Here is a 24,017-nt window from a genome sequence, read left to right as displayed (position 1 = left end):
CCTTCCCGAACCGCGAGGAGGAGGCCCTGGCCATGGCGCAAGCCCGGGCGCGCGCCCTTCGCAACCACCGCCCGGACGGCACCACCCCTCCCCCGCTGGTGAGCGCGGACGGGGAGAAGACGGCCGCCATGGCCGCCCTCCTGCGCGGACAGGCCCCGGGCCAAGAGGCGCCCTCCTCCCCCGCAATGGAGGGCCAGCGCGCCCTGGCGGCCGCCCTGCGCGGCAACGCCCCGGGCATGCCCACCGCCAACCCCAGCGCCTACAACCTCTTCGCGGCCCCCGACGTCGCCACCGCCGACGGCGAGGCCGGCGCCATGCATGCCGCCCTCCGCCAGCAGCGCGCCGCCGGCAACCTCGGACTCCTCACCGGCGACTCCGTCCTCTCACGCTTCGGACAGGCGCAGCTGGCCGGCAGCGGACAGCAGGAGGCCATGCTCGCGGAGGCGGGCCAGCAGCGCTCCGGCAACGTGCTGAAACAGGCCCTGGCAACCGCCAAGGCCCAGCAGGACCTGGAGGAAGAGAAGCGCCGCCGCGAGCAGCGCCTCGCGGACATCGCCCACTCCGACGGCCAGCGCGCACTGGACCGCAACAGCCGCGAGAAGGCCGCTGCTATCGCGGCGGGTGACAAGGCGACGCAGCAGAAACTGGATACGGAGAGCGGCCTCCGCAAGGAAGTGCAGGGCAACCCCCTGGTGCGTGAGTACCAGCTGTCAGCCGTTGCATACGACAAGGTGCGGCGCGCGGCTGCCGACCCGAGCCCTGCAGGCGACCTCGCGCTCATCTTCGGGTACATGAAGACGCTGGATCCGACTTCCGCGGTGCGCGAGGGCGAATTCGCCAATGCGCAGAACGCGGGCGGCATCCCCGACCGCGTGCGGAACGCCTGGAACAAGGTGCTGACCGGCGAGCGCTTGAATCCGGAGCAGCGGAAGGAATTCGTCACCAGCGCGGCGAGCCAGTTCGGCGCGCTCAAGCAGCGCGCCGAGTCGCTCATCGGCGGGTACCGCGACATCGCGACGGACGTCGGCGTGTCACCCACGCGCGTCGTCGTCCCGGGGACCGTTGTCCCCGACATTGACCTGGAAGCGCGGCCTGCGTCGAGCGGTCAGGCCGCTGCTCCAGGTGCTGGCGGAAGTCTCCTCATTCTCCAGATGCAGAAGGGGAAGCGTGCAGTGGACCTCATCCCAGAGGGTGAGGCTCGACGCGTCCCTATGGGCGGAGGGAAGTACCGCGTCATCAAGAAGGTGAACGGCAAGCTGCGCGTGCTGAGCGAGGGCTGAAACATGGCGGACACCAAGACACGCAGGCCGGAGAAGAAGCCGGAGCCGGTGGACGTCGGCCGGGAACTCACGGATGAGGAGGCCGCGGCGATTGACAGCGCCGCATGGTCAGCCAGCGACGAATCCGGGCGTGAACTCACCGACGACGAGATGGCCGAGCTCGACAGCGCGGCCTGGGTGGCGGAACCTCAGAGCGTAGGGCAGGCCAAAGCAGGTGTGCTCGGCTTTGCCCAGGGAGGGACGCTGGGCTTCGCGGATGAATTCGGCGGACTCATCGGAAAGGCGGTACTGCCCGAGTCCACCGTTCGCCTTGGCGCGGCCGCCCAGCCGGCGCCGGACGACACACCCGAGGTCCGAGCAGCGAAGGTCGATGCCCTGGTGAGCGAGGCGCAGACGCCGAAACCGTACGCCCTCGTCCGTACGCTCATGCGCCGCGAGGCAGACGCGGCGCACGAGCAGCACCCCAAGACGTACTTCGGCGGCCAGTTGGCCGGCGGCATCGCGAGCAGCGTGGCGCTGCCAGGCGGAGGGGCACGCACCCTGGGGCAGGCCGTGAAGTCAGGCGCGGCGATGGGGGCCGCTCAAGGGCTGGGGGAGAGCCGGGCGGAACTGGCGGATGGCCAGACGAGCGTCGGAGACGTGGCCCACGCAGCCATCGACACCACGGTTGGTGGAGCAGGCGGAGTTGGAGGCGCCGCGTTCGGTTACGGCGTGGGCAAGGCAGCCCCCACCCTTGTTCGGTGGGCGCGGAGCCGACTCGACAACGGCGCAATCGAGCGGGCACGCCGCGTCCTCACGAACGGCGCGGACCAGCAGTCGAAACGGCTCGCCATTCCTGAAGAGGTCGTCCGAGAAGCGCTCGATTCCGGCGCCATCGTGCCGTGGGGAACCACGGCCGGTACAGCGAAGCGTTTGGATGCGCTGGCGGATGCGCGCAACACCGCGTACGGAGACATCCTGGAGCGGCTTCAGCAAGCTGGCGTCCAGGGCCCGCGCGCGGAGGAACTCGCGAGGCAATTTGCCAGCGAGGCCGAGGACCGCGCGCTGAATTCGGGCGCCAACAAGTCCGTCGCCCGCGCCTTCGAAGCGGAGGCTGAGAACGTCCGGAATATCAACCGGCCGGAATTCCTGCTGCTGGGCGAATCACCGCCGGCCGTGCCCTTCAGCCGGGCGCCGGCTACACAGCGGCCCGTGCCGACGCCGCCACCCGCGACGTCCCGCCTCCCGTTGGCGCGTGGCGCGAACGGGCGCTTTCTCCCCCGCGCTCAGCAGCCACAGGCGCGCGCCCCAGCGCCCCCGCCGGTGGTGATGCCGTCTCCCCCCTCGGGCCCGACGGTTTACGCGGCGCCGGTGAGAGGACCCATGCGCTCGCGGCTCCCTCTCACTCAGGCCGAGCGAATCAAACGCGCCCTTCAGAAAGAAGCCCGCTACGGGCGCTACGAGGAAACGCCCATCAACGAGGCGAAGAAAGAAATCGCCGCCACGTACCGTGAGGGCATTGAACGTGCAGTGCACGAGGCTGGCGAGGCAGCCCCTCCTCGAAGCGAGGTGGCGGAGCTTGCCGAGGAGTTCGTGCCCGTGAAGCGCCAACTCGCCCGGACGCTGGCGGCCCAGGAGGTTGCGACGCGCGGTGCGTCGCGTGGCGCGCAACGCGTCGGCGGCGCTGCTGGCCCGAGCGCTTTCGACGTCGCCAATGCCGCCCAGGCGAGCGGGACGTCAGGGCTACCGGCCATGGCCCTTGCCGCTGCCGGACGCGTCTGGAAGGAGCGAGGGCCCTCGACGCTGGCGGTGCTGGAGAATGCGAGCCAGCGTGGGGCCGGGCATCTGGCGAACTACCTCCAGGCGGCGGAAGGCCGCGGTGCCGCCGGAGCGACCCTCGGAGGTGCGACGGAACGGTCGACGTTGCCGAGTGCGTTCGACCCCTACGTGGCGCAACTCTTCATGACCGAAGAGGAGAGGCGCATGGAGCAACAGCGAGCGATCGCGGAATCCTTGAGACGACGGACACCATGAGGACTACCGCTTCAACATGGAGACGTTTGACACATCCATCGCAAATTCGACGTGCCCGACATCCTCTCCAGTAGCTGGGGATACGGTCGTCGTGATGGTGTTCCACGCTCCGGCGCGCAGATCGCTGCTGAGCACCTGATCCTTAGAACGAAGCGAGGCGCGCCAGTCCTCGAACAGTTGCGATGCGTCACCTGCCGTCACCGTCGGCCGACGTCGCCCCCACTTGATCTTCAGCGTGGGGTGGCCATACGCAACAGCTTGAGGATTTCCGATTCGGAACGTCAGCTTCTGACCGTCAGCATACGGCTCTATCTTATCGAGTGAGACAAGGAATGTGCCACTTGGGGTGTAGAGCGAACCGTAGCCGGAAGTGCTGGGTGAGAATTCAATGCTGTCTGACAGTTTTGAGGAGAGAACCTCGGTTTCAATAAACTGTCGTGCTGCCCCTGACTCCAACTCAGCCACTCGCTGCTGCAATTCGAGGATTCGCTGTTCCACCGCCACAAGGCGCTGGTATTCGGCGGGATCTGGACTTGGCTGGCATGCGACGCACGCGACGACGCATGCACCGATTGGGAGGCGCATGCCCTTAGCCTCCCGCGCATGGCGGGCGCGGGTCAACGGGCACCGTCAGAAGACGGACGCGTCGACGGCGGAGCAGTCGAGGGCGATGGCGCTGGCGCCACCGGTAGCGAAAACCAAGGGCTTAGTGAAGTCGAAACCCTTACACAGTGCGTTCTCGTCATCGACAGCAAGACGCGTTTGCGTGTAGGTCCACAACAAGCCGGAGTCGTCCCGCCGCTCAAGGACGACAGCCGTTACGACATTACAAATGCCACTGGGCTTCGGCTGGTTGACCCACTTCGTCTTGCTCATGCGCGTGAAGGACATCGTGTAGGCATTTGAGCTGATGTGACAGGTCTTGGCGGTCGTCTCCTTCATCCGAAGATAGGCATCCACGAGGCAGACGTCGTCCTTGCATGCGCACATCGACTCAAACTGGTCGAGTGCCGTCGTGAGCGCCTTGCGCCGGCCTTCAGTGATATCGCTGGCCTTACCGGCGACGTCCTTTCGCAACTCACTCACAATCTTCGCAGAACACGCCTTCGAGCGGCCCTGCCTCATCTCATTCATGTGGGAAGCGATGTCTGTCTTTTCCTTCGCCACCTCAGCCGCCACCTCAGCATCCGACTTCCTGGTGACGCTGAGTTGCGTGAAAGTGCAATCGATGGTCTTGAAGGGGGCCTCGCCCGTGCAGTCCATCGTCAACCATGCGTTGGAGTCGACGGCCGGGATGAGCACGAACCTCGGGGGCACATCCTCCTGCGGCGACTCCTTCCGAGGAGGCGCAGCAACGGCGGTGGTGCTCGCCACGACGGCTACCAGGAGTACAGGGAGTCGCATCCCACCAGCCTCACGCGCCCCGCCCTCCCCCGTCAACGGGCGTCGGGACACGCACCGTCACCTACGGGAGCAACGCGCGGCTGAAGGGATTGCGGGAGGCTCAGTCCTCAGCGCCGACCGGCTCCGGGGTCGGGCTGTGGACGAATTTGCGCTCCTCAGCATAGACGCGGAGGTTGGTCTGAATGGCCTTCTTGAGGGCCTTGTTCGTCAGCGCATGGCGCATGTCGATGCTGCCATGCGCGTCGTCGACGGCTGTCGGATCCTCGTAGACATCGCAGGTTTCCGTCGCGCACTCGGAGGTGGTGACCGCCCATGTGCCGCATGCGGGCAACCCCAGGCCGCCCTGCTCCTTTGCCTTGGTGTACAACTCGAACGCCTTCCCCGGAGTGGTTTTCGACTCCAAAGAGACCGAAAGCCCGCTCTCTGTGTCCTTGAGCCGAAAGGCCATCTCCGTGAGCCGTCCCTTGCGCCAGAACTTGGGGTGAACCTGCCGGAAGCACCTTTCCTCGGACGGCTGAACCTTCGGCCCGGCAGGCGCAACTGGGGCACTGACGGCGATGGCAGGGGCGGCGACAGAAGGTGCAGTCGCAGTGGGCACCACGTTGTCATTCGTCGTCGTGCTCATACTGGCTCCTGGCGCATCTTCATGGAAAGCACGAACGCCGACGTTGCCCCCAGCGCGACGTCTTCGTCGGCCCCAAAGCCGACATCACGCGCCTCGGTCTGATGCGTCTTCGCCTTCACGGCGTGCAGGTAGGCGGTTTTCTCCACGAGGTTGAATTCCGCGCTGACCTCCCATGGCTTGAAGGTCCATTCCGCCTGAACTCCGCCCTCGGGCGTCGGGTAGAGGTAGGGGCTGGGGACTCCGTAAGAGGCCATCAGCGTGAGTAGGATGCCACGCAGCCAAGCGAGCCCATCCTTGGACGGGACTTCGCCCTCCTCGCCGTCGAGCCAGCCTTGCTTTAGCTCTTCAAACTCTCGGAGCTGGCTTTCGACGTCGGCCACATCGTCCTCACTCAGGTCGCTCTCTAGCGTAACAGTGGGGGGGTCCTCAAAATCCACGAAGGCGTCGGCACTGTTGAAGTTCGCGATTCCAGTAACCTGGATTCTCGTGAACCTGTAGTCCTCCAGCGCCTTGATGAGTTGAGTCCTCAGGGCCGATGGAAACGGAACGTTGATGACGCCGTAGTAGGTGTCGCTCGGCCGGAACCTGAACGTTTTCTCCTCAACGTCCACTGAAGCTAGCCACCCTGAGAGGTCGACTTCGCGGCTGTAGGTGTCCGAGGTCAGGAGGACAAGCCGTTTCCTCGTCTCGGACGTGTACCTAACCGCGGGGGTGTCATTGCTCGCCTCGCGGAGGACGAATGCCTCGTCGTCGCGCAGGCTCCTTCCGAACTTCCGAAAAAGCGGGATGACGTTGCTGGGGAAGGTTTCCGGCAGCCGACCTGTGCGGTTGACATGGTCGATACCATCGGTGAGTACCTGTTCCCCGCGGTCGAAGTCGTCCGGTTCGCCCGCGAGAAGCGCCCCGTCCTCATCCGTTTGGACGACGCGCTCCAGGCGCGCGACTGCGGAGCCCTTCTCGATGCCGGCGAGACGGAGTTCAAACCGCCGCGTGAATCCCTTCGGGACGCGCGTCAGATTCAGCCGGGTGCGTACCAACTCTTTCGCCAGCCCGACGATGATCTCGTTGTAGGCAATGAGTTCCGTGAGCGCATCGATGGGAATGGCGGGGGAGTCCGTCTCAAAGCGCTCGCCTACCAGGGTCGGGGTCGAGAATGGGCGGCTCTTCGTCGGCATGGTCGGTCGACTTCATGCCAGAGCCGGTCCGGGAATCGCAAGGAGTCCACCGTTTCATTTGCCGGGGTTCCTGTTACCCCACGTGCATCCACGTGAGGCGCAGGAGTGGGGCGGCTAGTCCTCTCCCTCGGCCAACTTCACGTAGTAGCTAAAGAGGCGCTCCGCGAGGCGCATGAGTTCCTCGCTGGACATGGCGTTGAGCGTTGCCGCGATGGAACCCTCGTTCTGTTCGCCCGCGATGTGCGTCGCGTCCTGATGGATGGCGTGGGCCTCCGGCCAAAGGGCCGGGGGGTGATGTTGTGCATCGTCCGCCATGCCGAACTCCCAGATGGCCGACTGAAGTCGGGCGCGAAGCGGCGCGTCCATCGTCGCAAGGAGTTCGACGGCATACCGCGTTTTCGAAAGACCGTGAGCGTGCAATGGATTGAAGGTCATGCACGCACTATAGCCCGGCCCTACCGCTTCTTCTTCTCCCGGGCGGCGAGGGCTTCCTCCAGTAGTCGGACTGCCACTTCGTCCGGGCCGAGGCGCTCGCTCGCTGCGAGGGCGCGCACCGCCTCGGCGTGCTTCGACAGGCAGTCGTACACGCCGAACCCGAGCAGCATCGCCTTGACCCGCGCGCTGTTGATGGAGCGGAGCCGCTCCGCTTCCTTCATGGCCTTCGCGCGCTCGTTGAGGGACGCGGGCGCACGCATGCTGAACTGGTCGTCGAACTTCTCTTCCTCGGGCTCGAACAGCATCGCCACCTCCGCGTGACCCTTGATGTATCCCACGAAGAATCCCACCTGCAACCCCTCCCGCTTGACATGAAACCCAGTTGGGATACATTTCGGGTCACATCCCAGGAGGCACCATGGCCACGAAGCGGACGGCGAAGCGGGACTGCGAGAAGGGCGACTGCGGCACCACCACCTGCCGGGCGTGCGCGCTGCGCGTGCTGACGGCGCGGGTGGAGGAAGCCCGGCGCGCGGTGGGGCACCTCCAGGACGCGGCCCCGGAGCGGGCGCTGCCCCACGGCTTCTACGCCGCCTCCCTCATGCAGGTGGAGGCGCTGCTTTCGGACGCCCTGGCGTCCATCCACGCCCCTTCCGTCACGGTCGGACGCTAGTGTTGCAGGCAGCCATGAGGGGCCGGATGAATACGAGCGAGCGCGAAGCGTCGAAGGGCCACAACACGGGCGGCGTCGGGCCGTACCGCTTCGGGAAGCGTCTCCGGGTGGGTGAGGGGCTGGGCCGGCTCTACGAGGCCAGGAATGAAGTCACCGGCGCGCCCGGCTTCGTCCTGCTGCCCACGGGGGCCCGGCCGGACCTGGAGCCCCAGGTGGAGTTGGCGCTGCGCGTGAGCACCAGCGTCTCGCCGCCGTACATCGCCCTGGAGATGGAGTCCGGCCCGGCGACGCCCTCCGAGGACGCGGAGGCGGAGGTGGCCGACTTGACGGACGACCTGGCGGACATGGTGACGTCGGCGCTGCGAAGCCCCCGGCGGCTGACGCACCTCTTCTCCGGCCGGAAGGAACTGGGTCCGCGCACCGGCAGCCCTGCGCCCGTGCCGGCTCCCGTCGTTGCCCGGCCCCGGCGCGCGCTGCGCATCGTGGTGGCCTGCGCGGCCGCCATCGCCGCGGTGTTCCTCACCGTCCCCGGGGGGCCGACCGAGCCGCCCCGGGAGCCTCCCGCCGAGCCAGCCGTGGTGTACGTGCCAGCGACCATCGACGACGGCGTCCTGACGAACACCCTCGCCGGGGGCTCGTCCTCGCAGCCTTTGAAGGTGGAGCGGCGCATCGTCGTCCCGGACCGGCCTCTCGACGGGCAGAAGGTGCCCCCGTGCGCGCGGCCCGAGCGCGAGGTCAACGGCGGGTGCTGGCTGAAATTGGACGAGAAGATCCCGTGCCCGCCTAAGACGGCGGAGCACAAGGGCGGCTGCTACGTCGCCGTGCCCGCGCCCCCGGGGAACGCCCTGTGGGAGCTTCCGCCGCGTGACATGGCGCCCGCGCGCCCTGCCGGCCGAGGTGGTGAATGACGGCCCAATGCTCCAGGCGCAATGGCCCTGTGGCCGCTCCGCCGGAGGAGCGCTTCTGGCGACGTGTTACGAAGACGGAAGGCTGTTGGGAGTGGCAGGGCGCGCGAAACATCTTCGGGTATGGCCACTTCCAGGTTGCTGCCCTTCGCATCCGATTCGCCCATCGGTACTCATACACGCTTCACCATGGCCCCATCCCCGCGGGCATGGTCATCTGCCATCGCTGCGACAATCCACCGTGCGTCCGCCCTGACCACCTGTTTCTCGGCACGCAAGCGGACAACATGGCGGACAAGGTGGCGAAGGGCCGCCATCAAGCGTCTAGGGGCGAGGAGCAAGGCCTAGCAGTGCTCACGGAGGCGGACGTCGTCGCCATCCGGGAGGCATACGCGGCCGGTAAGGCGGGCCTTCGGAAGTTGGCAAGACAGTACAGGGTGTCGACACGCACTATCGCCGGCGCCTGCTACGGCCGGACGTGGCGTCACGTGCCTTCGCCGTACATGTTCCGGCCGCGTGCGAAGACCAAGCTCACCGAGATGCAGGTGCGGGCCATTCGCACGCGGCATGCGGCTGGAGAAAGGTGTAACGCCCTGGCCCGAGAGTACGGCGTATCGGACGATACCATCAGCAGCATCGTCCGGCGCTTCTCCTGGAAGAACGTCGAGTAGCGGCGGCCCTGCCCGGCCCCCCGTGGCGTCTTCGAGCGTACGAAGTCCACAGGGGGCCCGAGTCTGGGGGGCATGCGAAATCGCCTCGCCCCCCTCTTCGCGGTTACGGCCGCCGTCGGCGTCGCCCTCGGCCTGGTTGCTTCCCTGTCGCCGCCGGCCGGCGCCACGCGCAACTCGTCGGGCACCTACTCACTGCCGACGGGCAACCCGGTGGTGCCGGGCACCACCATCAGCAGCACCTGGGCCAACAGCACCCTGGGGGACTTGTCCACCGAGCTGACGGACAGCCTCTCCAGGAGTGGCAAGGGCGCCATGCTGGCCCCGCTGCGCCTCTCGGCGGGCAGCGTCGCGGCCCCTGCCCTCTCCTGGGACGTGGACCCGGACACGGGCCTCTACCGCGTCGGCGCGGGAAGCGTCGCCATGTCGGTGGACTCGACACAGATGCAGCGGTGGCAGTCGGGTGCCGACGCGGGCACCACCATCACCGGTACGGCGTCCATCTCCGGGGCCACCACGTTGGGCGGGGCCCTCTCCGTCACCGGCGCCACCATGCTGGGCGGCACCGTCACCGGCAACCCGACGGTGACGATTGCCAGTGCCGACGGCGGCGTCGGCCTTCAGGTGACGGGCGGCCCGGCCAACGCGGCTGGCGTGGTTGCCACGGGCGGCGGCACCGGTGACGGAATCCAGGGCATCGGCGGAGCTGCCGGAGGCCAGGGCGTGCGCGGGACGGGTACTGCAACCAACAGCTACGGCATGGTGGGCACCGGCAACGCGCTGGGCGTGGGCGTGGAGGGCGTTGGTGGCGCGACGGGCGCGGGCGGACTCTTCCGGCCCGGGACGGCGGCGACGGCGTCGGCGCGGACGAATGCCCTCGTCGCCTACAACGGCGACGTCACGTTCGCGGCGTACGGGGCCGCCCCCACCAACGTCAACAGCACCGTCGCCATGAGCAACACGCTGACGCCGAAGTCGCTGGTGAAGGCGTGGGCGCGCATCGACACGACTGGTGGCGGCTCAACGACGGCCACCGTCGTCGACGGCTTCAACATCGCGAGCGCGGCCTCTGGCAGCACGAACCTCACCGTCAACTTCGCGTCCGCCTTCGCCAACACCAACTACGCCATCCTCGTCACGCCGACGGCGTCGGTGATTTCCTGCTCCGGCACCTACAACACCACCACGTCCATCGTCGTGACGTGCCGTGACATCAGCGGCTCCACGCTCCCCTTCCCTTTCCACAACTTCCAGACCGGCTTGGCGCGCACCGTCTACGTCCTCGTCGTCGGCGCGCAGTAGGAGCCAGCGTGTCGACTCCGTCCGCGCCGCTTCCCCCGTCAGGGCTGGAATCGTGGCTTCACCACGGGAAGCTCGTGGTGGGCCTCATCCTGGCCGTGCTCACCATCGGAGGGAGCGCCCTCGCGGCCTACTACGGCGCGACGTCGAAGATGGAGCGCGTCGACGAGAAGGCGGACCGCGTCGTCGCCCGCGTTGAGCAGGTGGCGGCGTCCGTCGCGGAGCTGCGCGTCGACACTGAGCGGAAGCGGCAGCAGGACCAGGCGGACGTCAACGCACGCCTGGAGGAGCAGAAGCGAGCGCGCGAGGCGGACCACGAGGCCCTCGTGCGCCTCCAGGAACAGCTGCGCTCCGTGAGCGACCAGACGCGCAGCATCGCCACCGACGTCCGCGTGCTGCTGGAGCGGGTTAACGCCCCCCAGCGTGCGCGCGTCTCCCGAGACTACCCGTAGCAGCCCAACCCCCGGAGCCCCGCCTCATGCTGAAGCCCCTCATCCCCGCCCACCTCGCGTTCCTGGCGCTCGCGCTGGGTGCCGCCCTCTTCGGCGCCGGGCAGTACCTCCCCGCGCCCTACTCCCTCGTCGCCGCTGCCCTCGGCAGCGTGGCCCTCTTCCTGGGGGGGCTCGGATGGCGCGCGCCCGCCTGGGCCGCTGGCAAGCCGATGTTGCCCGCCACCCTCGTCCCTCTGGCGCTCGCCGGCGCCGGACTCCTGGAGCAGTTCTCCGGGGCGCTGCCGGCCAACGCGCAGCCCTACGCCGTCGCCGTGGGCGGCCTGCTGGCGCTCCTCGCCGGGAAGCTGCTGCCGGAGCCGATGAAGGCCGTGCCGGCGGCTCCCTCCCTCTCGGATGGCACGCCGCTGGTGCCGGACACCACGGTGGTGCAGGTGGCGTCCACATGCAGCCTCGCGCAGGCCGCGCAGGGGAAGTGCTGACATGAGACACGCCCTCGCCGCCCTGGCGCTGCTGGTGGCCGTGTCGGCGGGGGCCGCGCCGGCGGATGCCCCGGTGGCAGGTGCCGCCCAGGCGCCCACCACCGCGGCTCCGACGCCCTTCGAATGCCCCCAGGAGGGGCGCGGCGAGGGCGCCACGGCGCCGTCCGACTACCACGCCCAGCCTGACGCCCGGTGCGTCACCGGCGGGCTGGTGACGCTGTACGGGCCCGACGGGAAACCGTACGCGCAGATGACGAAGGTGGGCCCCGGCTGGTACCTCACCGCCGAGGGCTACCGGCTCGCGGACGCCGCCTTCCGCCGCGTCCAGGCGGAGCGCGACGCGGCCCGGGCCGAGCTCTCCGGGCGGCAGGCCCTCCCAGGCGTCCCGGTGCGCTCGGCGCCCGCGGCGGCGTCGGCCCGGTGGCCCACGCCTGTCGTCGTGGGCGCGGCCGTCGTCGGCCTGCTGGTGGGCGGTTTCGTCGGCTGCCGAGCGACGGGGGGCTGCCGATGAAGCTGCGCACATGGCACCTGGAGGCGGCCGTCGTCTACGCCGTCCTCATCTCCGTCAACCTCGTCACGCACGCGGACGGCCTGGAGTGGCTGGGCGCGCTGGCGGTGGCGCTCGGCTTCCACCATGCCTCCGTGTCCTCACGCATGGCGGAAGCGGAGGCCACCCGACCGGTGCCGTCGGTGGAGTGCTACCGCTCGGCCGCCCTCTACTTCGTCGGCAAGGAGGTGGCGTGGTTCGTCTACTTCGCGGCGAAGGGCTCGTACTCCGCGCTCGTCGGGTGCGCAGTCTTCGCCGTCCACCCGCTGTGGCGCCGCTGGTACCGGGCGCACCACCCGAAGGTGGTGACGCAGTGAATGCCCTCTCGCAGCGCGCGTTGTTCCTGCAGCTCGTCCTCTGCCAGATGGGCGCCCCGTACCGGTGGGGCGCGAAGGGCTCTCGCCCGGACCCACACGGCCCCCGCCTCTTCGACTGCTCCGGGCTGGTGACGTGGTGCCTGCACCAGGTGGGCGGCCCCGACTGGCGCGCGACGCACAACACGGACCGCCTGTGGGACGAATGCCGGCCGGTGGAGCGCGTGGAGGACCTGCAGCCCGGGGACCTCGTCCTGTACGGGCGCGGTGGCGCTGCGACGGCCGACGGGCGCCCCGTCACGCGTGCGGACCCGGACCACGTCATGGTGTACGTGGGCGCGGGCGTGGTGGTGGGCGCCTCCGGGGGTGGCAGCACGACGCGCACGCTGGAGGACGCCGCGCGCTCGGACGCCAAGGTGAAGCCCTTCGCGCGCATCACCTACCGGAGCGACGTGCTCGGCTACCGCCGGCCGCCGTTCGTCTCCTGATGGGCACGCCGCCGAAGTGCCGCCTCTGCGGCAAACGCCTGGGCCAGTGCGACCATCCGAAGTGGTTGCCACGTCACGCGGCCGCCACTTCCTCCTGGCACCACCCGATTCCGAGCGCCAGCAGCGCCTGAGCCTCCGCCGCCCGGTGTTCCTCCCGGGCATCGGCCAGACGCATCCGCGCGGCCGGACTCCCGTCCAACCCGCGCATCGCCCGCTGCAGGGACAGCTCCGCTTCTCCCAGGCGCTGCGCCAGCGCCACCCTCTGCTGAATCGTCATGCCGGGCGTGGAGAGCAGGAGGCGTGCCGCGAGCGCTACAGCGCCGCCCAGTCCTCCGGAGGCAGCCCGCGCACGTCGGTAGGCACATCCCGGTCCGCCTCACGCAGCGCATCGTCCACGAGGTGAGCGACGCGCTCCACGTTGGCCGGCAGCTTCCCGGCAGTCTCGCACGCCTCCGCGTGAAGGCTAGCTGCGGCGGCTGCGAGGTGCATCCTCACGACGGGCATCCTGGACAGCGTCATGGCCACCTCCTCGGCGGAAGGTGGCCATGCGCACCCGGTACGGCAACGGCAAGCGCTAATCGGGCAGCAGGCGCTCCAGGTGCTCCATCGCGCACCCGGTGCAGTCCAGCGGGCCACCATGTCCCGTCCGGTGCCAGAAGCCCTGGGTGATGCTGCCGTCCTCGTTCGTCGTCTCGTACGGCCCCGTCAGCGCCTTGCTGGCGATGGCGTTGCCGAGGCTCTTCCGCGTCAACTCGACCTGCGTCGTCTGCTCGTGCATGTGCTGCCTCCTTCGTTGTGAAACGGATTGGACGTCTGCCATTACCTGCCGTCGCGCGCGTAGAGCAGCCAGCGCAGGTGGCGGACGGTGCCGCGCGCGTTGGCGTAGAGGAGCGTGAGGTGCTCGACGACGTAGTCCTGGCGGTCGGGGGTGAAGGCCGACTCGCGCTGCTCCTCCAGCGCCTGCCGCAGGTACACGGCCAGGTCGAGCGCTTCCTGGTAGGCGTCCACCAGCGCGTCGCGCCCGTTGCCGGCCTGGAGGGGCGTGCCGTAGTGCTCGCGGCCATAGACGTCCCGGGCCTTCGCGTCCGCGCGCACCAGCGCCACGACGTGCCGCTCTGCCCATGGCCTGGACGGCATCGGGCCGGCAGCGAGGCGGCCCTCGTCCTGCTCTAGGTCCTGTGCCACGAGGTCCCAGACGGCGGCCTTGTCGTTGGCCGCCGGCGCGGGCTGGGGCTTCAGGTGGTCACCCACGGGGCACCTCCTCCCCGGGCAGCGGGAGGTGGCGGATCCGGGCAGCGAAGGTGAACCGGTCCGTGCCCGGCGGCGCGGCCATCAAGTCTGCGCAAGCCAGCTCGCGCATGTTCTCCGCGCCCAGCTTGGCGGAATCCAGGACAGCAGCGGCGAGCACCCGCCGCGCCATCTCGCCCTCAACGATGTCGAGCTCCTCCGGCACCGGCAGCTCCGGGTACGCGGCCCGGAGGACCGCCACTGCGATGCCCTGGCGGGTCGTGGTGATGTGCAGCGCGCTCCACACCTGGGACAGGGCGTGGCGCACGGACCCGTGGACGTACGCCCAGCCGCAGATGCTACAACGCGCCCGGCACCACTCACACGCACCCTCGCCTGCGCAGGTGCATCTGCCCGTCGGGTGCATCGCGTCGGTCACCTGGCTGCCCATGGGCGTCAGTTCGTGGCCCACCTTCGCCAGGGAGACGTTGACGCGCTCCGCCAGCGGCGGCCCCTTGGGCGGGGGCTCGCGGTTGCCCAGGGCGAACAACTCGTCGTCGCTCAGGTTGATGAGCGCGTGCACCACTGTGGAAAGCGCCAGGATGCGGCCCCCGGTGTGTGGCCCACCGCGCTCCGACACCTCCAGGTAGGGCACGTCCTCGCCTCCGGGGAAGCGGCACAGCACGAGGCGCACGGTGTGCGGGTGCTCCGTGCCCTCCGTCGCCTCGCCCAGCACGCGCACCACGCGGCCAGCGAACCCCGGGTTTGCGCTGGGTTTGCGGTTGCCCTGCACGGCGAAGGGCTCCGGGCAAACCTCGGCGGGCGCGGTGGACAGGGCGGCGACGATGGCGCGGGCCATGCCGTAGGTGAGGTGCCACGGAGCTGCGACCTCTTCGCAATCCATGCTCAGGATGACGGCGTTCTCATCCGCGACAGGATGGGCGGAAAGCGCCACGAGCAGGGAGAGAATGGGTCGCACCGCCTGCACCTGCGCGTGGAGGGCGTCTCGCTTCGACTCCATCTCCGTGGCCCGGTCCCGTGCTGCGCGAAGGAGCCTGCCAGAGTCGTCAGCCAGGTCCTGGATGCGCCCCGGCATGTCCAGGACGCGGCCGGGCCGGCACGTCGCCGCGCGCAACTCCGTCAGAAGCCGCCAGGACGCAACAGCCTCATGAAGCACGCGGCCCAGCAACACCGCGTCCGACTCTCCGCGGATGCGGAGGGGTTCGGCTGCCTTCACCAACTCCGGCACCTGGACACCCAGGTGGGCTGCGTTAAGCAAGGCGGTCAGCGAACTCAACGCGGTGAACGTGGCGTCTGGTCCGAGTGCGCCAGTGACTGCCGCGCGCACTGTCTCGCCGTGCCGCCTCAAATCCATATCCGTCGGGGCCTTCTCTTCCTTCGTCGTCATGGTGTGCTCGGGTCCAGCGAGATGGGCGCGCCGTGCTTGACGGCGAGAGAGAGGAAGGCGGGCGGCCCGTGCTGCGACGCCCGCCGAAGGTCAGCGCAGCGCTACGGGACCGGGAGAGGCAGCGCCTCCTTGGCCAGGATGGCGAGGCCCACGGCGACCGCAATGGCGACGTCGCGAGCGGTGAAGGTTGGGCCGTCCAGCTTCGCCGCGCGCGCGGTGTACTTCTCGGTCATCGCCCGTGCCTGGGGGACGCCCTCGGTGTTCCGGATGATGAAGAGCTTCACCAACTCGGCGCCCTTGTTCGTCGGGGCGCCAGGGGGCGGCCGGCACCACTGCTCTTCCAGCGCGCGGTAGTGGGCCAGCGCGTCCGGGAGCCCCGCGAGGTCATCCGCAGCGAAGCCCGGTGGTGTGTTGAGCATCAGTTCCTGGACGAACCCCGCGCCCAACTTGGCGAGTCCGCACTGGACATCGTGCTCGGTCATCGGCGTCCCGGAGGACACGCCTACGCGCTTCCCGAAGGCCCGGACGAGGTTGTCCAGGACGCGCTTGGAGTTGTTGAAGGTGATGCCCGAGAAGGGCTGGCGCAGCCCGGGAATCTCCGAGGCGCCGGTGAGCGGGGGGAGGCTGGCGAACGCGGGGGACGCGAAGGCGAGGCACACGAGTGCCAGCGCGGAGAGACGCGAAAGGGAAGGCATACTTCTCCAGGGGTGTGTGGGGTTGCTGCGTACTGCTGTGCTGGCGGGCGACCTCGAGTCGCCACTGCCGGGCCCACGCCCACGTCAGCGCCTTCTGCGTGCTCAGCACTTCAACCAGGTGAGCCCTGGGCACATCAGGTGTTGCTACTCCTCCCCGTACCCGTCCCCGGACCCGGACCCGGACCCGGACCCGGACCCGCGGGTGCCGCTCACTGCACCTGCTCCCAGGCCTTCGCAGCCTCCGGGGTGCACTCCAACACGAGCACGACGAACGGGGTCTCGCAGCGTCCCGGCAGCTTCGGTCCGATGCGACTGCCGCTCTTCGGCCCATTCACCGCGAGCCCCACTTCGCCGCCAGTCTCCTTGCCGTAGTAGAGCGCCTGGCGCGCGCCCGTGAGCACGGCGTGGCCCGACTTCCGGTCGTACTCCACCAGCGTGCCCTGCAGCACGCGGGCCCAACTGCTCCCCACGGGCTTCGAGATGACCACCACCTGCTTCGCCGCCGTCTTCTTCGTCGCCATCGACTGACTCCTGCTGCTGGGTGGTACTGCGTGAAAGGGCTCGGAGAGGACGGGTGGGGGTGTGCCCATCCACTCCGAGCGGGCGCCAGGTGCCGGCGCCTCGAAAGGCCCGGCCCCACGATGGGACCGGGTTGTGGCCTCACACGCCGCGCAATCGGCCTCCCGAGCCGGGGAAGCAGAAGGCGTGCGCTGCCACGTAGACGCCCGGTGGCCCAATGCCACCGGGGTGCAGCGCCTGCGCGTTGGTGGCCGTGACTCGCGTCACGTCCCCGGGTGCTCCCGGCACGCAGGTGCTGCGAAAGGTCAGTCGGTGCTCACCCAGCGGCCGCCGCAGTCACTCGTGCAGGTGAGCGTCCCGCTGCAGGCGTCCGGGCTGTGGAAGTAGACGCGACCCTCAGCGTCGGGCTGGCTCACCAGCCCTTCCGGCTTCCCGGCGTCGCCGTTGGACTCGTCGGCGCCCGCTGGCCGCACCTTCTCAATGCGACTGCTGAACGAACCCTCGTGGCGAACCTTCAACGCGCGGCGCCCCTCGGCGGATGCACGCGTGCCCACCCAGTAGAGGGTGCCCCAGCCCGAGATGGTGATGCTCCACAGCCAGCGCCCGGTGTCGCTCGCCCGGCGCAAGTACGTGCCGGCCAACTCGACATCGCGGGCCTTCGCCTTGTGGTGCCGCTCGGGACGGTGGGCCGCCCTGCCGCGATACTTCCGGACACGTCCCAACAACCACTCGCGCCCATCGGCTTCCACATCGCTGTACATGCTCTGGTCCATGGTCACTCCGTCTTCCGCCAGGAAAGTCCTTCGGTGACGGGCAACCCCGTCACGCTCGACTGCCGCTGCAACTCCACCTGAAACGCCGCCTCCACCCGCTGCAGTTCCACTTCCGACTCGACGCGCAGGTAGCCGTCCCACAGCTTCAGCACCTGCTTCTTCGTGAGGCCCAGCACCGCGGCGGCCTCGTCGAACTCCAGCCGCGAGCGCTGGAGCGCGTCGCGGAAGTCCAGCGCCAGCCCCACCGTGGAGCTTTCCGCGAGCACCAGGCGCGGAGCCACCACCACCGCGCGGGCTGGCGCGCCAGCCTCCAGCTTCGCGAGCAGGTTGGGCCACTCGCGCGCCATGAAGTCTCGCCGTACTTCCAGCCGCGACGGGTAGACGGTGCCATGCGGCGACTTCTCCGGCTCCTCGTGCTCCTTGAAGACAGCCACCGGCAGCCACATGTCGCGCTCGTCGGGCGTGCGGAAGAGGACGGCCTTCCCGGTACGGGAAACCATCTTCCCTTTCGCCCAGAGGGTGACGGTGGCGATGCAGGACATGTCAGCCCTCCGCCCCGGGCTCGCGCAGCGCCGGCAATCGCCGCTCCACGTCGGCCTGCATCTGCTCCAGGTTCGCTCGCATCGCTGACGCCCACTTCGCGTTCGGCTGCTCGGCCAGCTTCTGGTTGGCGAGGTCGATGGTGGAACCCAATTCCGCGTCCGACAGCCCGCTGACTGCCTTCCCCTTGTGAGGACCGAATGCCACCAGCACCGGGGCCGGCTTCTCGAACGTGTGGACGTCCGCCGGCCGCGCCTCGCGGGGCGACTCGGAGGCGGGCGCGCGCCGCTCACCGTGGTGCTCCACCACCTCCGTCTGAGGCGCGGGCAACACCTTCTGCTCAGCCTCCACGGCCACCGATTCGACGGCGCGAGCTCCGCGCTTCGCGGAAGCCGACGGTTCGGAAGCCGTGGCGGTGAAGTCCATCTCGTCCGGGTCGTACGTGCCGGCCAGGAGGTCCGGGTAGACGGCGCGGGCGAGCGCGGCCGAGCACCGGGCGCGCAGCATGGCGTCAGGGTACTTGCGCCAGTTGTCCCTTCCCGCGAGACCAGCCGCCGTTGCCTGTTGCATCGTCCACGACAACGAAACCTCCGGCGCGCCGACGCGCTTCGTCCTGTAGGTGGCACGCTGACCCGTCGACTCAACCAGGGTGAACGATTCGCACACCTCGCGCCGGCTGATGCACAGGCCCACCATGAGGTCCGCCGCCATCACCGGCTTGCCGTCCATCACGTGGATGGAACGGAGCGCCTGCATCGGACCGAGGCCGAACTCACGGCCGGTGAGGAGCACCACGAGCACGTCGCCCGGCTTCCCGTGGAGCGCCTTCGGGATGAGCGAGCTTTTCGAGAGTTGCTCCGCCGCCTTCATCGCCCCTCCCATCACATCCGGCTGGAACATCGCCAACGCATCCGCAGACATGGTCACGACTCCAAAGGTTTGAAGTGTCTGTGTTACCTAGCAGGCGAGTCTGACGCTCAAGCAGCGACGGCGGTGAGCGCGCGCTTCCTGGCCCACCACAGCTCGCAGTCGATGGAGGAGCGCAGGAACGTCTCCTCCAGGTTCAAGTCCGCGAGCCGCTTCCGGGCGGCGGTGAAGCGCTCCTGCTCCTCTCGCCAGCGCCGTTCCGTCTGCGCGCTGCCGTCGGGCATCAGCTTCTCGATGGCGTTCTCCGCCGCGAGCATCGACTCCTCTTCCGCCGACTGCGCGCGCTCGATGCGCTCCATCTCGTGGCGGAGGTACGGCACGTCCGCTTCCGGGCGGACGTTGTGCAGCCGGTGATGCGCTTCGAGGATGCGCATCAACTCGTCGAGGGGCTTCACGTCGGCTCCGCATGAGGCTGCGCCATCGCCGCCTCATCCACGGGCACGCCCTTCAGCGCCTCCTTGCACGCGTCGGGACCACGGCGCTGCAACTCACGGTTCACATGGTGCATCGCCGACAAGCCGCCTTTGATGGCCCGACGCATCAGCTCTGCCGGCGGCAGCGTCTCCAACTCGCACTTCGTCATGACCACCCCCACCGGTTGCGTGTTGACCTGCGGTGCTGCCCTACTGGCGTCCTCGCGGGCCACCCCGCTCGCGCACCTCCAACGCCCTTCTCCCTCCCGGGAGCCCCATCCGTCCGCCGTGTTGGTTATGTAGTTGCTCTCGCGTCCACATGCAATACGAATCGTAATGCATTCGACCGCAAGAGGGGATACCATACGTGTCGTTGACCACCCACATGCCGTCACCTACTAAGGAGGCACCCATTGCTGCGCACCCAGGACATCGCCATGCCCATCGTCCCCCCCGTTGACCCCCAGGAAGAGACGTCGCCCGGCTCCATTCGGCTGTCGAAGCGGATGTGGACGGAGCTGGACACCATCGCGACCGAGACCGGGCGCACCCGGAATGACGTCATGGCGCGGCTGCTGGAGTGGGCCGTCGGGGAGCACAAGAAGGGTGTCAGCGAGCCGCCCGCGACGGAGAAGCCCACCAAGAAGGGCGGCCGGTGATGGCGGCGAAGCTCCACTGGGATGGGCAGAGGTTAATGCTCGGTGCGCTCGAGTTGGCACTGGTGAAGGAGGCGCCTCCCATCGCGACGTTCGCAGAGGCGACCTATCAACTGGCGGGCCATGAGCCCGTTGCTGTGACGACGCCGGGCGAGTTGGCGGCAGCCACCAATCAGAAGGTCAGGAGCGAGTGCTTCAAGGCTGTGGTTGCGGCGCTTCTGGCTGCTGGGGTCGAGGTGGATTCGTGAAGACATCAAGGTCGATGAGCGCAGCTCGGCACCGTCCGCGCCCGCGAAGCCACATCCGCGGTGACACGCCGTGCTGCGTCCGGGCCGAGCCGGTGGCCTGCGACTGCCGCGACGCCTGGTCCTGCGAGCACCACGGCGAGACGCACCGGCCGCACGCGGACGCCTGATCAGCGACAACGAAGGGGCGCACGCCGCCCCTTGACAGCCACGCAACACCAGCCGTACCTTGTTTCCCGAAGTACGCAGTACCTCGCTGGGGCTTCGGCCCAGACAAGCAGCGAGACACCACTCCCGCCGGTTCGTCCGGCAACTTCAGAGTGCCGTACCAGGAGGCATACCGGTGTAACCGGGTGCAGTCTGGCGCGTCGCTCCGGCACCTCGCCAGTAGCCTTGTCTCTACTGGCGCGGGTGCCGTCTTTCGGGGTGGCCCATGCAGCGCACGACGAGCCGCGAAACAGCCTCCGCAGGCCCCGCGTGCGCGCATGGGGCCACCGATGTTTCACGGCCCGTGCGACTCGCAATGACTGTCGGCCATGCGTCAATCGCACGCATTCCCGTTACGTCGGCGCGCCGCGTCGCAGGTGTCCGGGAGTCCGCTCGGGAGTCGCGCTCCGCTGATCATCCGCGTCACTCGGGGAGCAGCGCTCACGGGAACTCGCGTGCGTCCGGCCGTGCTTGCCTGGAATGCGGCGAGCGCGCGAGCGCCATGGCCGGATGCAAGCGAAAAGTGGCGCCAATCGCTTGCAAGCGAAATCATCATGGGATACTTGTTTCAACAGTGGTTGCCGACCGTGGTGCAGCACTGGCCGGGGGCGAATTGGGTCGGCACCCCACGCCCTTCCCGACACGACGACTTGAAGCACCCTCACGCGCAGACGCCCGTTTTGCGCTGGCCTGCAACCTGCACAGACGTCCAGAGACAACACGACCGGGGGACACGGTGAGTGAGAGCATCGAGGGCGGTGGCGAGTTGGAGGTGCTGGTGAGGCGGATGGTGCTCCGCGTGCTGCGCGAGCTCGACGTTGCGGCGCCCGCGAGCACCGACGAGGACGAGTTGTTGTCGCAGGCCGAAGCCGCTGCGCTCGCGCGCTGCTCGGTGAGCACCATCCGCGCGTGGCAGCGGGACGGCATCTTGAAGAAGTACGGGCCGGGGCGCGCGGCGCTGGTGAAGCGCAGCGAGTTGTTCGCGCCGAAGGCCCGGGCCGCGGCGCGCGCGAGCGACGAGGCAGTGCTCGAGGCGAAGGCCGAAGCCATCATGAAGGGAGGTCGCCGTGGGTAACGTCTACCGTCGCGGGGACTCCGCTTTCTGGTGGCTCGACTTCCGGGACGCCTCCGGCGCGCGCGTGCTCCGCTCCAGCAAGACGACTGACGAAGCCGAGGCCCGGAAGCTCCTGGCCCTCGTCGAGAAGAAGGTGGCGGCGGAGAAGTCCCAGGGGCTGGGCGCGTCCGGCCCGGTGACAGTGGCCGCGTACGCCGCGAAGTGGCTCGTGGGCCGGGAAGCGCGGGGCGTGGCCAGCGTGGTGGACGATAAGGGGCGTTTGGCGCACGTGCTGCCGCACCTGGGAGAAATGCTGCTGGGGGATGTTCGCCACGTCCACGTTCGAGACGCCATGTCCCGCGTGCAGGACGAGGTCGAGCTGGCTCCTCGTACTGTCCATCACGTCTACGGCGTGTTGCGCACGATGTTCTCGGATGCGGTGGTGGAGGACCTCGTGTCCGAGTCCCCGTGCAAGCTGCGCGTTCGGCGCGGCGAGCTGCCGCCCATCCAGGATGCGGACCCTCGCTGGCGAGACGCCGCGGTGTACGGGCGCAACGAAGTGGTGGCCCTGACGACGGATCCCCGCCTGTCGCAGCTCCAGCGCGTCACCTACGCGCTCGCCTTCCTCGGTGGCACGCGGATGGGTGAGACGGCGGCGCTCACCTGGGCCGATTGGGACGGGACGTCAGTCCCCCTGGGCAGGCTCTGGGTGACGAAGAGCTTCGAGCACCGTAAGGACCAGGTGAAGGACACGAAGACGGGCGTGGCCCGGCAGATGCCGGTGCACCCGTGGTTGGGCGCCATCCTGGCCGAGTGGAAGGCGGACGGCTGGGCGCGAACTTTCGCGCGCACCCCGCGGGCAGAGGACCTCATCGTCCCCAGCCCCACGGGCATTCACCAACGTCCCCAGCACACGCTGCGCCGGCTTCACCAGGACTGCGTGATGCTCGGCCTCCGGCTCCGCCGGATGCACGACGCCCGCCGCACCTTCATCAGCCTCGCGCGCGCCGACGGCGCCCGGGAGGACTTGCTGGCCTGGGCGACGCACGGCCGAAGGCCTGGAATCATGGCTGCGTACACGACGCCACCGTGGGCGGCCCTCTGTGCCGAAGTGGCGAAGCTGAAGCTCCAACCGCTGGGGGACACGATGGGCAACTGCTACGGTGATGTTACGGACGGAACGGGCAAAAAAAATCCCCTGCAACCTCGGAAGGTTGCAGGGGACTGGGTGGCGAGGAGTACGGGACTTGAACCCGTGGCCTCCGGCGTGACAGGCCGGCGTTCTAACCAACTGAACTAACTCCCCACAAAATCTCTTGGGCGGAACAGGGATTGAACCTGTGACCATCGCCTTGTAAGGGCGCCGCTCTACCGCTGAGCTATCCGCCCTTGGCGGCCCGCCGTTGCTTCAGTGAGGCCGCTTGTACCGAGCCCGCACGCCTCAGTCAAGCATACGTTTTCGGTCCCCCTGATCATTCCCCGTCACCCCCTTTTGGGGGGTCGGATCCGGAGCCCGGATCCGCCCTACCCGGCCCGCACCTTCCACCGCCGCACGCGGCGACGGGAGCGGGGAATCATCAACACGGCCCCCACCAACAGGACCACCGGTACGAACACCAACATCGTCTGCATCTGCGCCCCCATGTTCCCGGAAACATACGGGGAGCCTCTGACATCCTGACGGGGAGTTCGTGACTTTCAGGAAACGACATTCCAACCGGCGGGTTTCCGGCCCCCCTCAAGCGGACAGGGGGCCGGGCCCGGGCCTGCGGGGCTACTCACCAGGGGGCGGACCGCCCCGGCCTCCATGCCCCGGCCGGTGGGCCGCCATCTCCGCCTGGAGGAGCGTCCGGGCCTGGGTCTTCTGGGCGTCCGTCAGGAGCTGCTCGGCCTCCTGGTACGCCTGGGTGACGTTCGCGCGCAGCTGGTCGAAGAGGCCGTGGGCCTGCTCCCGGTTCGCTCGGCGCGTGGCGTCGTCCTGGGTGCCGCTGTCGGGCGGCGGGCCCTGGGGCCGCGTCCCGTCCCCGGGCGGACGGGCCGGCTTCAGGGCTTCGAGGGACTGCTTCAGGGGCGCGTTCTTCACCTCCAGCGCCGCCTGGATGCGCTCCAGGCCCGCGGCCTGGGTGTCGGTGAGGGCCAGGTCCTGGCGGTGCTCCAGCAGCAGTTGGACCGGGGACTTGCGCTCGTGCGGCGGCCGGTGCGCTTCCTGAGAAGAGGCGGTGGTGGTGTTTTCGGCGAAGGCGGGGACGGACAGCAGCAGGCCCAGCGTGAACAGGTGGCGCTTCATGGTGACGCTCTCCTCCAGTGGGTTGCGCGCGGGGTGCGCGGGATGACCGCACCCGGAAGCCGGGGCCTGGCGACACGTGGACACCGTGGGGGACCGACTGGGAGGGGTTTGCCCCCCACGAAGGCCCGTGTCGCCGAGGCCCGGGGCTTCCGGGCTGACAGGACGAGAAGGTGCGCCCCCCATGTGCCGCGAAAATGTCCCTCGCGTTACCGATTGTGTTTGCCCCACGGACGGTGCGTATGGCCGCTTTCCCTCCCTGCGGGCAGGCCCCGGCGCGGTATGTCCGCGCGTCCCCTCACCGCCCCCAGG

Annotated in this window: 34 protein-coding genes, 2 tRNA genes and 1 pseudogene; 15 read left to right on the top strand and 22 right to left on the bottom strand. The window is 68.9% G+C overall.

Annotated elements, in window-relative coordinates:
* A partial coding sequence (locus D7X74_RS21365; protein ID WP_120534834.1) for a hypothetical protein occupies nt 1-1,280 on the top strand: 1,280 nt, incomplete at its 5' end.
* Nucleotides 1,281-1,283: 3 nt separating this feature from the next.
* On the top strand, nt 1,284-3,293 hold the full coding sequence (locus D7X74_RS21360; RefSeq protein ID WP_120534833.1) for a hypothetical protein: 2,010 nt from the start codon (nt 1,284-1,286) through the stop codon (nt 3,291-3,293).
* A 3-nt stretch (nt 3,294-3,296) separates the two neighbouring features.
* On the opposite strand, the gene D7X74_RS21355 is transcribed toward D7X74_RS21360, so the two are convergent.
* The 6 genes from D7X74_RS21355 to D7X74_RS21330 form a co-directional block, all read right to left on the bottom strand.
* Nucleotides 3,297-3,878: a DUF3251 domain-containing protein gene (locus D7X74_RS21355; RefSeq protein WP_120534832.1), complete on the bottom strand. Its 582-nt coding sequence runs from the start codon at nt 3,876-3,878 to the stop codon at nt 3,297-3,299.
* Between the two features lie 45 nt (nt 3,879-3,923).
* The gene (locus D7X74_RS21350) at nt 3,924-4,595 is read right to left on the bottom strand and encodes a hypothetical protein (RefSeq protein WP_147446639.1); all 672 of its coding nucleotides are present in this window, start codon (nt 4,593-4,595) and stop codon (nt 3,924-3,926) included.
* Nucleotides 4,596-4,797: 202 nt separating this feature from the next.
* Nucleotides 4,798-5,322: a hypothetical protein gene (locus D7X74_RS21345; RefSeq protein WP_233602186.1), complete on the bottom strand. Its 525-nt coding sequence runs from the start codon at nt 5,320-5,322 to the stop codon at nt 4,798-4,800.
* The gene (locus D7X74_RS21340; protein ID WP_120534830.1) at nt 5,319-6,497 is read right to left on the bottom strand and encodes a hypothetical protein; all 1,179 of its coding nucleotides are present in this window, start codon (nt 6,495-6,497) and stop codon (nt 5,319-5,321) included. The genes D7X74_RS21345 and D7X74_RS21340 overlap by 4 nt, the downstream gene beginning before the upstream one ends.
* A gap of 114 nt (nt 6,498-6,611) precedes the next feature.
* On the bottom strand, nt 6,612-6,932 hold the full coding sequence (locus D7X74_RS21335) for a hypothetical protein (RefSeq protein WP_147446638.1): 321 nt from the start codon (nt 6,930-6,932) through the stop codon (nt 6,612-6,614).
* A gap of 20 nt (nt 6,933-6,952) precedes the next feature.
* Nucleotides 6,953-7,270, bottom strand: a complete 318-nt coding sequence (locus D7X74_RS21330; protein ID WP_147446637.1) for a hypothetical protein — start codon at nt 7,268-7,270, stop codon at nt 6,953-6,955.
* A gap of 80 nt (nt 7,271-7,350) precedes the next feature.
* Here D7X74_RS21330 and D7X74_RS21325 point away from each other — a divergent pair, with 80 nt between their 5' ends.
* The 10 genes and pseudogenes from D7X74_RS21325 (at nt 7,351) to D7X74_RS21285 (ending at nt 12,757) form a co-directional block, all read left to right on the top strand.
* Nucleotides 7,351-7,605, top strand: a complete 255-nt coding sequence (locus D7X74_RS21325) for a hypothetical protein (protein WP_120534827.1) — start codon at nt 7,351-7,353, stop codon at nt 7,603-7,605.
* A 26-nt stretch (nt 7,606-7,631) separates the two neighbouring features.
* A complete protein-coding gene (locus tag D7X74_RS21320; protein ID WP_120534826.1) occupies nt 7,632-8,513 on the top strand; it encodes a hypothetical protein in 882 nt (293 codons plus the stop codon).
* Nucleotides 8,510-8,791, top strand: a pseudogene (locus D7X74_RS45310) (HNH endonuclease signature motif containing protein); the annotation flags it as partial. The gene D7X74_RS21320 and the pseudogene D7X74_RS45310, both read left to right, overlap by 4 nt.
* Nucleotides 8,792-8,797: 6 nt before the next feature.
* Complete coding sequence (locus D7X74_RS44290; protein WP_233602185.1) at nt 8,798-9,181, top strand: hypothetical protein; 384 nt, start codon at nt 8,798-8,800, stop codon at nt 9,179-9,181.
* Nucleotides 9,182-9,253: 72 nt separating this feature from the next.
* Nucleotides 9,254-10,480, top strand: a complete 1,227-nt coding sequence (locus D7X74_RS21310; protein ID WP_120534824.1) for a hypothetical protein — start codon at nt 9,254-9,256, stop codon at nt 10,478-10,480.
* An 8-nt stretch (nt 10,481-10,488) separates the two neighbouring features.
* Nucleotides 10,489-10,929, top strand: coding sequence for a hypothetical protein (locus D7X74_RS21305; RefSeq protein ID WP_147446636.1), 441 nt, complete (start codon nt 10,489-10,491; stop codon nt 10,927-10,929).
* A gap of 26 nt (nt 10,930-10,955) precedes the next feature.
* Complete coding sequence (locus D7X74_RS21300) at nt 10,956-11,408, top strand: hypothetical protein (RefSeq protein ID WP_120534822.1); 453 nt, start codon at nt 10,956-10,958, stop codon at nt 11,406-11,408.
* A gap of 1 nt (nt 11,409) precedes the next feature.
* Nucleotides 11,410-11,919, top strand: coding sequence for a hypothetical protein (locus tag D7X74_RS21295; RefSeq protein ID WP_120534821.1), 510 nt, complete (start codon nt 11,410-11,412; stop codon nt 11,917-11,919).
* Nucleotides 11,916-12,272 carry a hypothetical protein gene (locus tag D7X74_RS21290; RefSeq protein WP_120534820.1) on the top strand — a complete coding sequence of 119 codons (357 nt, stop codon included), beginning with the start codon at nt 11,916-11,918 and terminating at the stop codon, nt 12,270-12,272. The genes D7X74_RS21295 and D7X74_RS21290 overlap by 4 nt, the downstream gene beginning before the upstream one ends.
* Entirely contained in the window at nt 12,269-12,757 is a 489-nt protein-coding gene (locus tag D7X74_RS21285; protein ID WP_233602184.1) for a C40 family peptidase, read from the top strand. The genes D7X74_RS21290 and D7X74_RS21285 overlap by 4 nt, the downstream gene beginning before the upstream one ends.
* 73 nt (nt 12,758-12,830) lie before the next feature.
* Here D7X74_RS21285 and D7X74_RS21280 read toward each other — a convergent pair whose 3' ends face one another.
* From D7X74_RS21280 to D7X74_RS21225, 13 genes are all read right to left on the bottom strand, one after another.
* Nucleotides 12,831-13,034, bottom strand: a complete 204-nt coding sequence (locus D7X74_RS21280) for a hypothetical protein (RefSeq protein ID WP_120534819.1) — start codon at nt 13,032-13,034, stop codon at nt 12,831-12,833.
* 35 nt (nt 13,035-13,069) lie between these two features.
* Complete coding sequence (locus D7X74_RS21275; RefSeq protein WP_120534818.1) at nt 13,070-13,276, bottom strand: hypothetical protein; 207 nt, start codon at nt 13,274-13,276, stop codon at nt 13,070-13,072.
* 55 nt (nt 13,277-13,331) lie between these two features.
* On the bottom strand, nt 13,332-13,535 hold the full coding sequence (locus D7X74_RS21270) for a hypothetical protein (RefSeq protein WP_120534817.1): 204 nt from the start codon (nt 13,533-13,535) through the stop codon (nt 13,332-13,334).
* 41 nt (nt 13,536-13,576) lie between these two features.
* Complete coding sequence (locus D7X74_RS21265) at nt 13,577-14,008, bottom strand: hypothetical protein (protein ID WP_120534816.1); 432 nt, start codon at nt 14,006-14,008, stop codon at nt 13,577-13,579.
* Nucleotides 14,001-15,263: a hypothetical protein gene (locus D7X74_RS21260; RefSeq protein WP_147446635.1), complete on the bottom strand. Its 1,263-nt coding sequence runs from the start codon at nt 15,261-15,263 to the stop codon at nt 14,001-14,003. The genes D7X74_RS21265 and D7X74_RS21260 overlap by 8 nt, the downstream gene beginning before the upstream one ends.
* Nucleotides 15,264-15,493: 230 nt before the next feature.
* Nucleotides 15,494-16,087: a hypothetical protein gene (locus D7X74_RS21255; protein ID WP_120534814.1), complete on the bottom strand. Its 594-nt coding sequence runs from the start codon at nt 16,085-16,087 to the stop codon at nt 15,494-15,496.
* A 209-nt stretch (nt 16,088-16,296) separates the two neighbouring features.
* Nucleotides 16,297-16,608 (bottom strand): hypothetical protein, encoded by a 312-nt coding sequence (locus tag D7X74_RS21250; RefSeq protein ID WP_120534813.1) that lies wholly within the window; start codon nt 16,606-16,608, stop codon nt 16,297-16,299.
* Nucleotides 16,609-16,747: 139 nt separating this feature from the next.
* Nucleotides 16,748-16,873 carry a hypothetical protein gene (locus D7X74_RS44865; protein WP_255424455.1) on the bottom strand — a complete coding sequence of 42 codons (126 nt, stop codon included), beginning with the start codon at nt 16,871-16,873 and terminating at the stop codon, nt 16,748-16,750.
* A gap of 38 nt (nt 16,874-16,911) precedes the next feature.
* Entirely contained in the window at nt 16,912-17,379 is a 468-nt protein-coding gene (locus D7X74_RS21245) for a hypothetical protein (protein ID WP_120534812.1), read from the bottom strand.
* Nucleotides 17,380-17,381: 2 nt separating this feature from the next.
* Entirely contained in the window at nt 17,382-17,921 is a 540-nt protein-coding gene (locus D7X74_RS21240; protein WP_120534811.1) for a hypothetical protein, read from the bottom strand.
* A gap of 1 nt (nt 17,922) precedes the next feature.
* Entirely contained in the window at nt 17,923-18,840 is a 918-nt protein-coding gene (locus D7X74_RS21235) for a hypothetical protein (RefSeq protein ID WP_147446634.1), read from the bottom strand.
* 56 nt (nt 18,841-18,896) lie between these two features.
* Nucleotides 18,897-19,241: a hypothetical protein gene (locus D7X74_RS21230; RefSeq protein WP_120534809.1), complete on the bottom strand. Its 345-nt coding sequence runs from the start codon at nt 19,239-19,241 to the stop codon at nt 18,897-18,899.
* Nucleotides 19,238-19,429 carry a hypothetical protein gene (locus tag D7X74_RS21225; protein ID WP_120534808.1) on the bottom strand — a complete coding sequence of 64 codons (192 nt, stop codon included), beginning with the start codon at nt 19,427-19,429 and terminating at the stop codon, nt 19,238-19,240. Before D7X74_RS21225 ends, D7X74_RS21230 begins: the two co-directional genes overlap by 4 nt.
* 243 nt (nt 19,430-19,672) lie before the next feature.
* On the opposite strand from D7X74_RS21225, the gene D7X74_RS21220 reads away from it, so the two are divergent.
* The 3 genes from D7X74_RS21220 (at nt 19,673) to D7X74_RS21210 (ending at nt 21,442) form a co-directional block, all read left to right on the top strand.
* Entirely contained in the window at nt 19,673-19,918 is a 246-nt protein-coding gene (locus D7X74_RS21220) for a hypothetical protein (protein WP_120534807.1), read from the top strand.
* Nucleotides 19,918-20,163 carry a hypothetical protein gene (locus tag D7X74_RS21215; protein WP_147446633.1) on the top strand — a complete coding sequence of 82 codons (246 nt, stop codon included), beginning with the start codon at nt 19,918-19,920 and terminating at the stop codon, nt 20,161-20,163. The genes D7X74_RS21220 and D7X74_RS21215 overlap by 1 nt, the downstream gene beginning before the upstream one ends.
* Nucleotides 20,164-21,103: 940 nt before the next feature.
* Nucleotides 21,104-21,442 carry a helix-turn-helix domain-containing protein gene (locus tag D7X74_RS21210; RefSeq protein ID WP_199741869.1) on the top strand — a complete coding sequence of 113 codons (339 nt, stop codon included), beginning with the start codon at nt 21,104-21,106 and terminating at the stop codon, nt 21,440-21,442.
* A 1,208-nt stretch (nt 21,443-22,650) separates the two neighbouring features.
* On the opposite strand, the gene D7X74_RS21200 is transcribed toward D7X74_RS21210, so the two are convergent.
* The 3 genes from D7X74_RS21200 to D7X74_RS21190 form a co-directional block, all read right to left on the bottom strand.
* Nucleotides 22,651-22,727 (bottom strand) — tRNA-Asp (locus D7X74_RS21200).
* Nucleotides 22,728-22,738: 11 nt separating this feature from the next.
* Nucleotides 22,739-22,810 (bottom strand) — tRNA-Val (locus D7X74_RS21195).
* 385 nt (nt 22,811-23,195) lie between these two features.
* On the bottom strand, nt 23,196-23,708 hold the full coding sequence (locus tag D7X74_RS21190; protein WP_120534804.1) for a Spy/CpxP family protein refolding chaperone: 513 nt from the start codon (nt 23,706-23,708) through the stop codon (nt 23,196-23,198).
* Nucleotides 23,709-24,017 lie beyond the last annotated feature (309 nt).

Origin of the sequence: Corallococcus sp. CA047B (assembly GCF_003612065.1) — a bacterium.
GTDB classification, from domain to species: domain Bacteria; phylum Myxococcota; class Myxococcia; order Myxococcales; family Myxococcaceae; genus Corallococcus; species Corallococcus praedator.
Note: the sequence above shows the minus strand (reverse complement) of the source record. Positions and strands in the feature narration are given on the sequence as shown.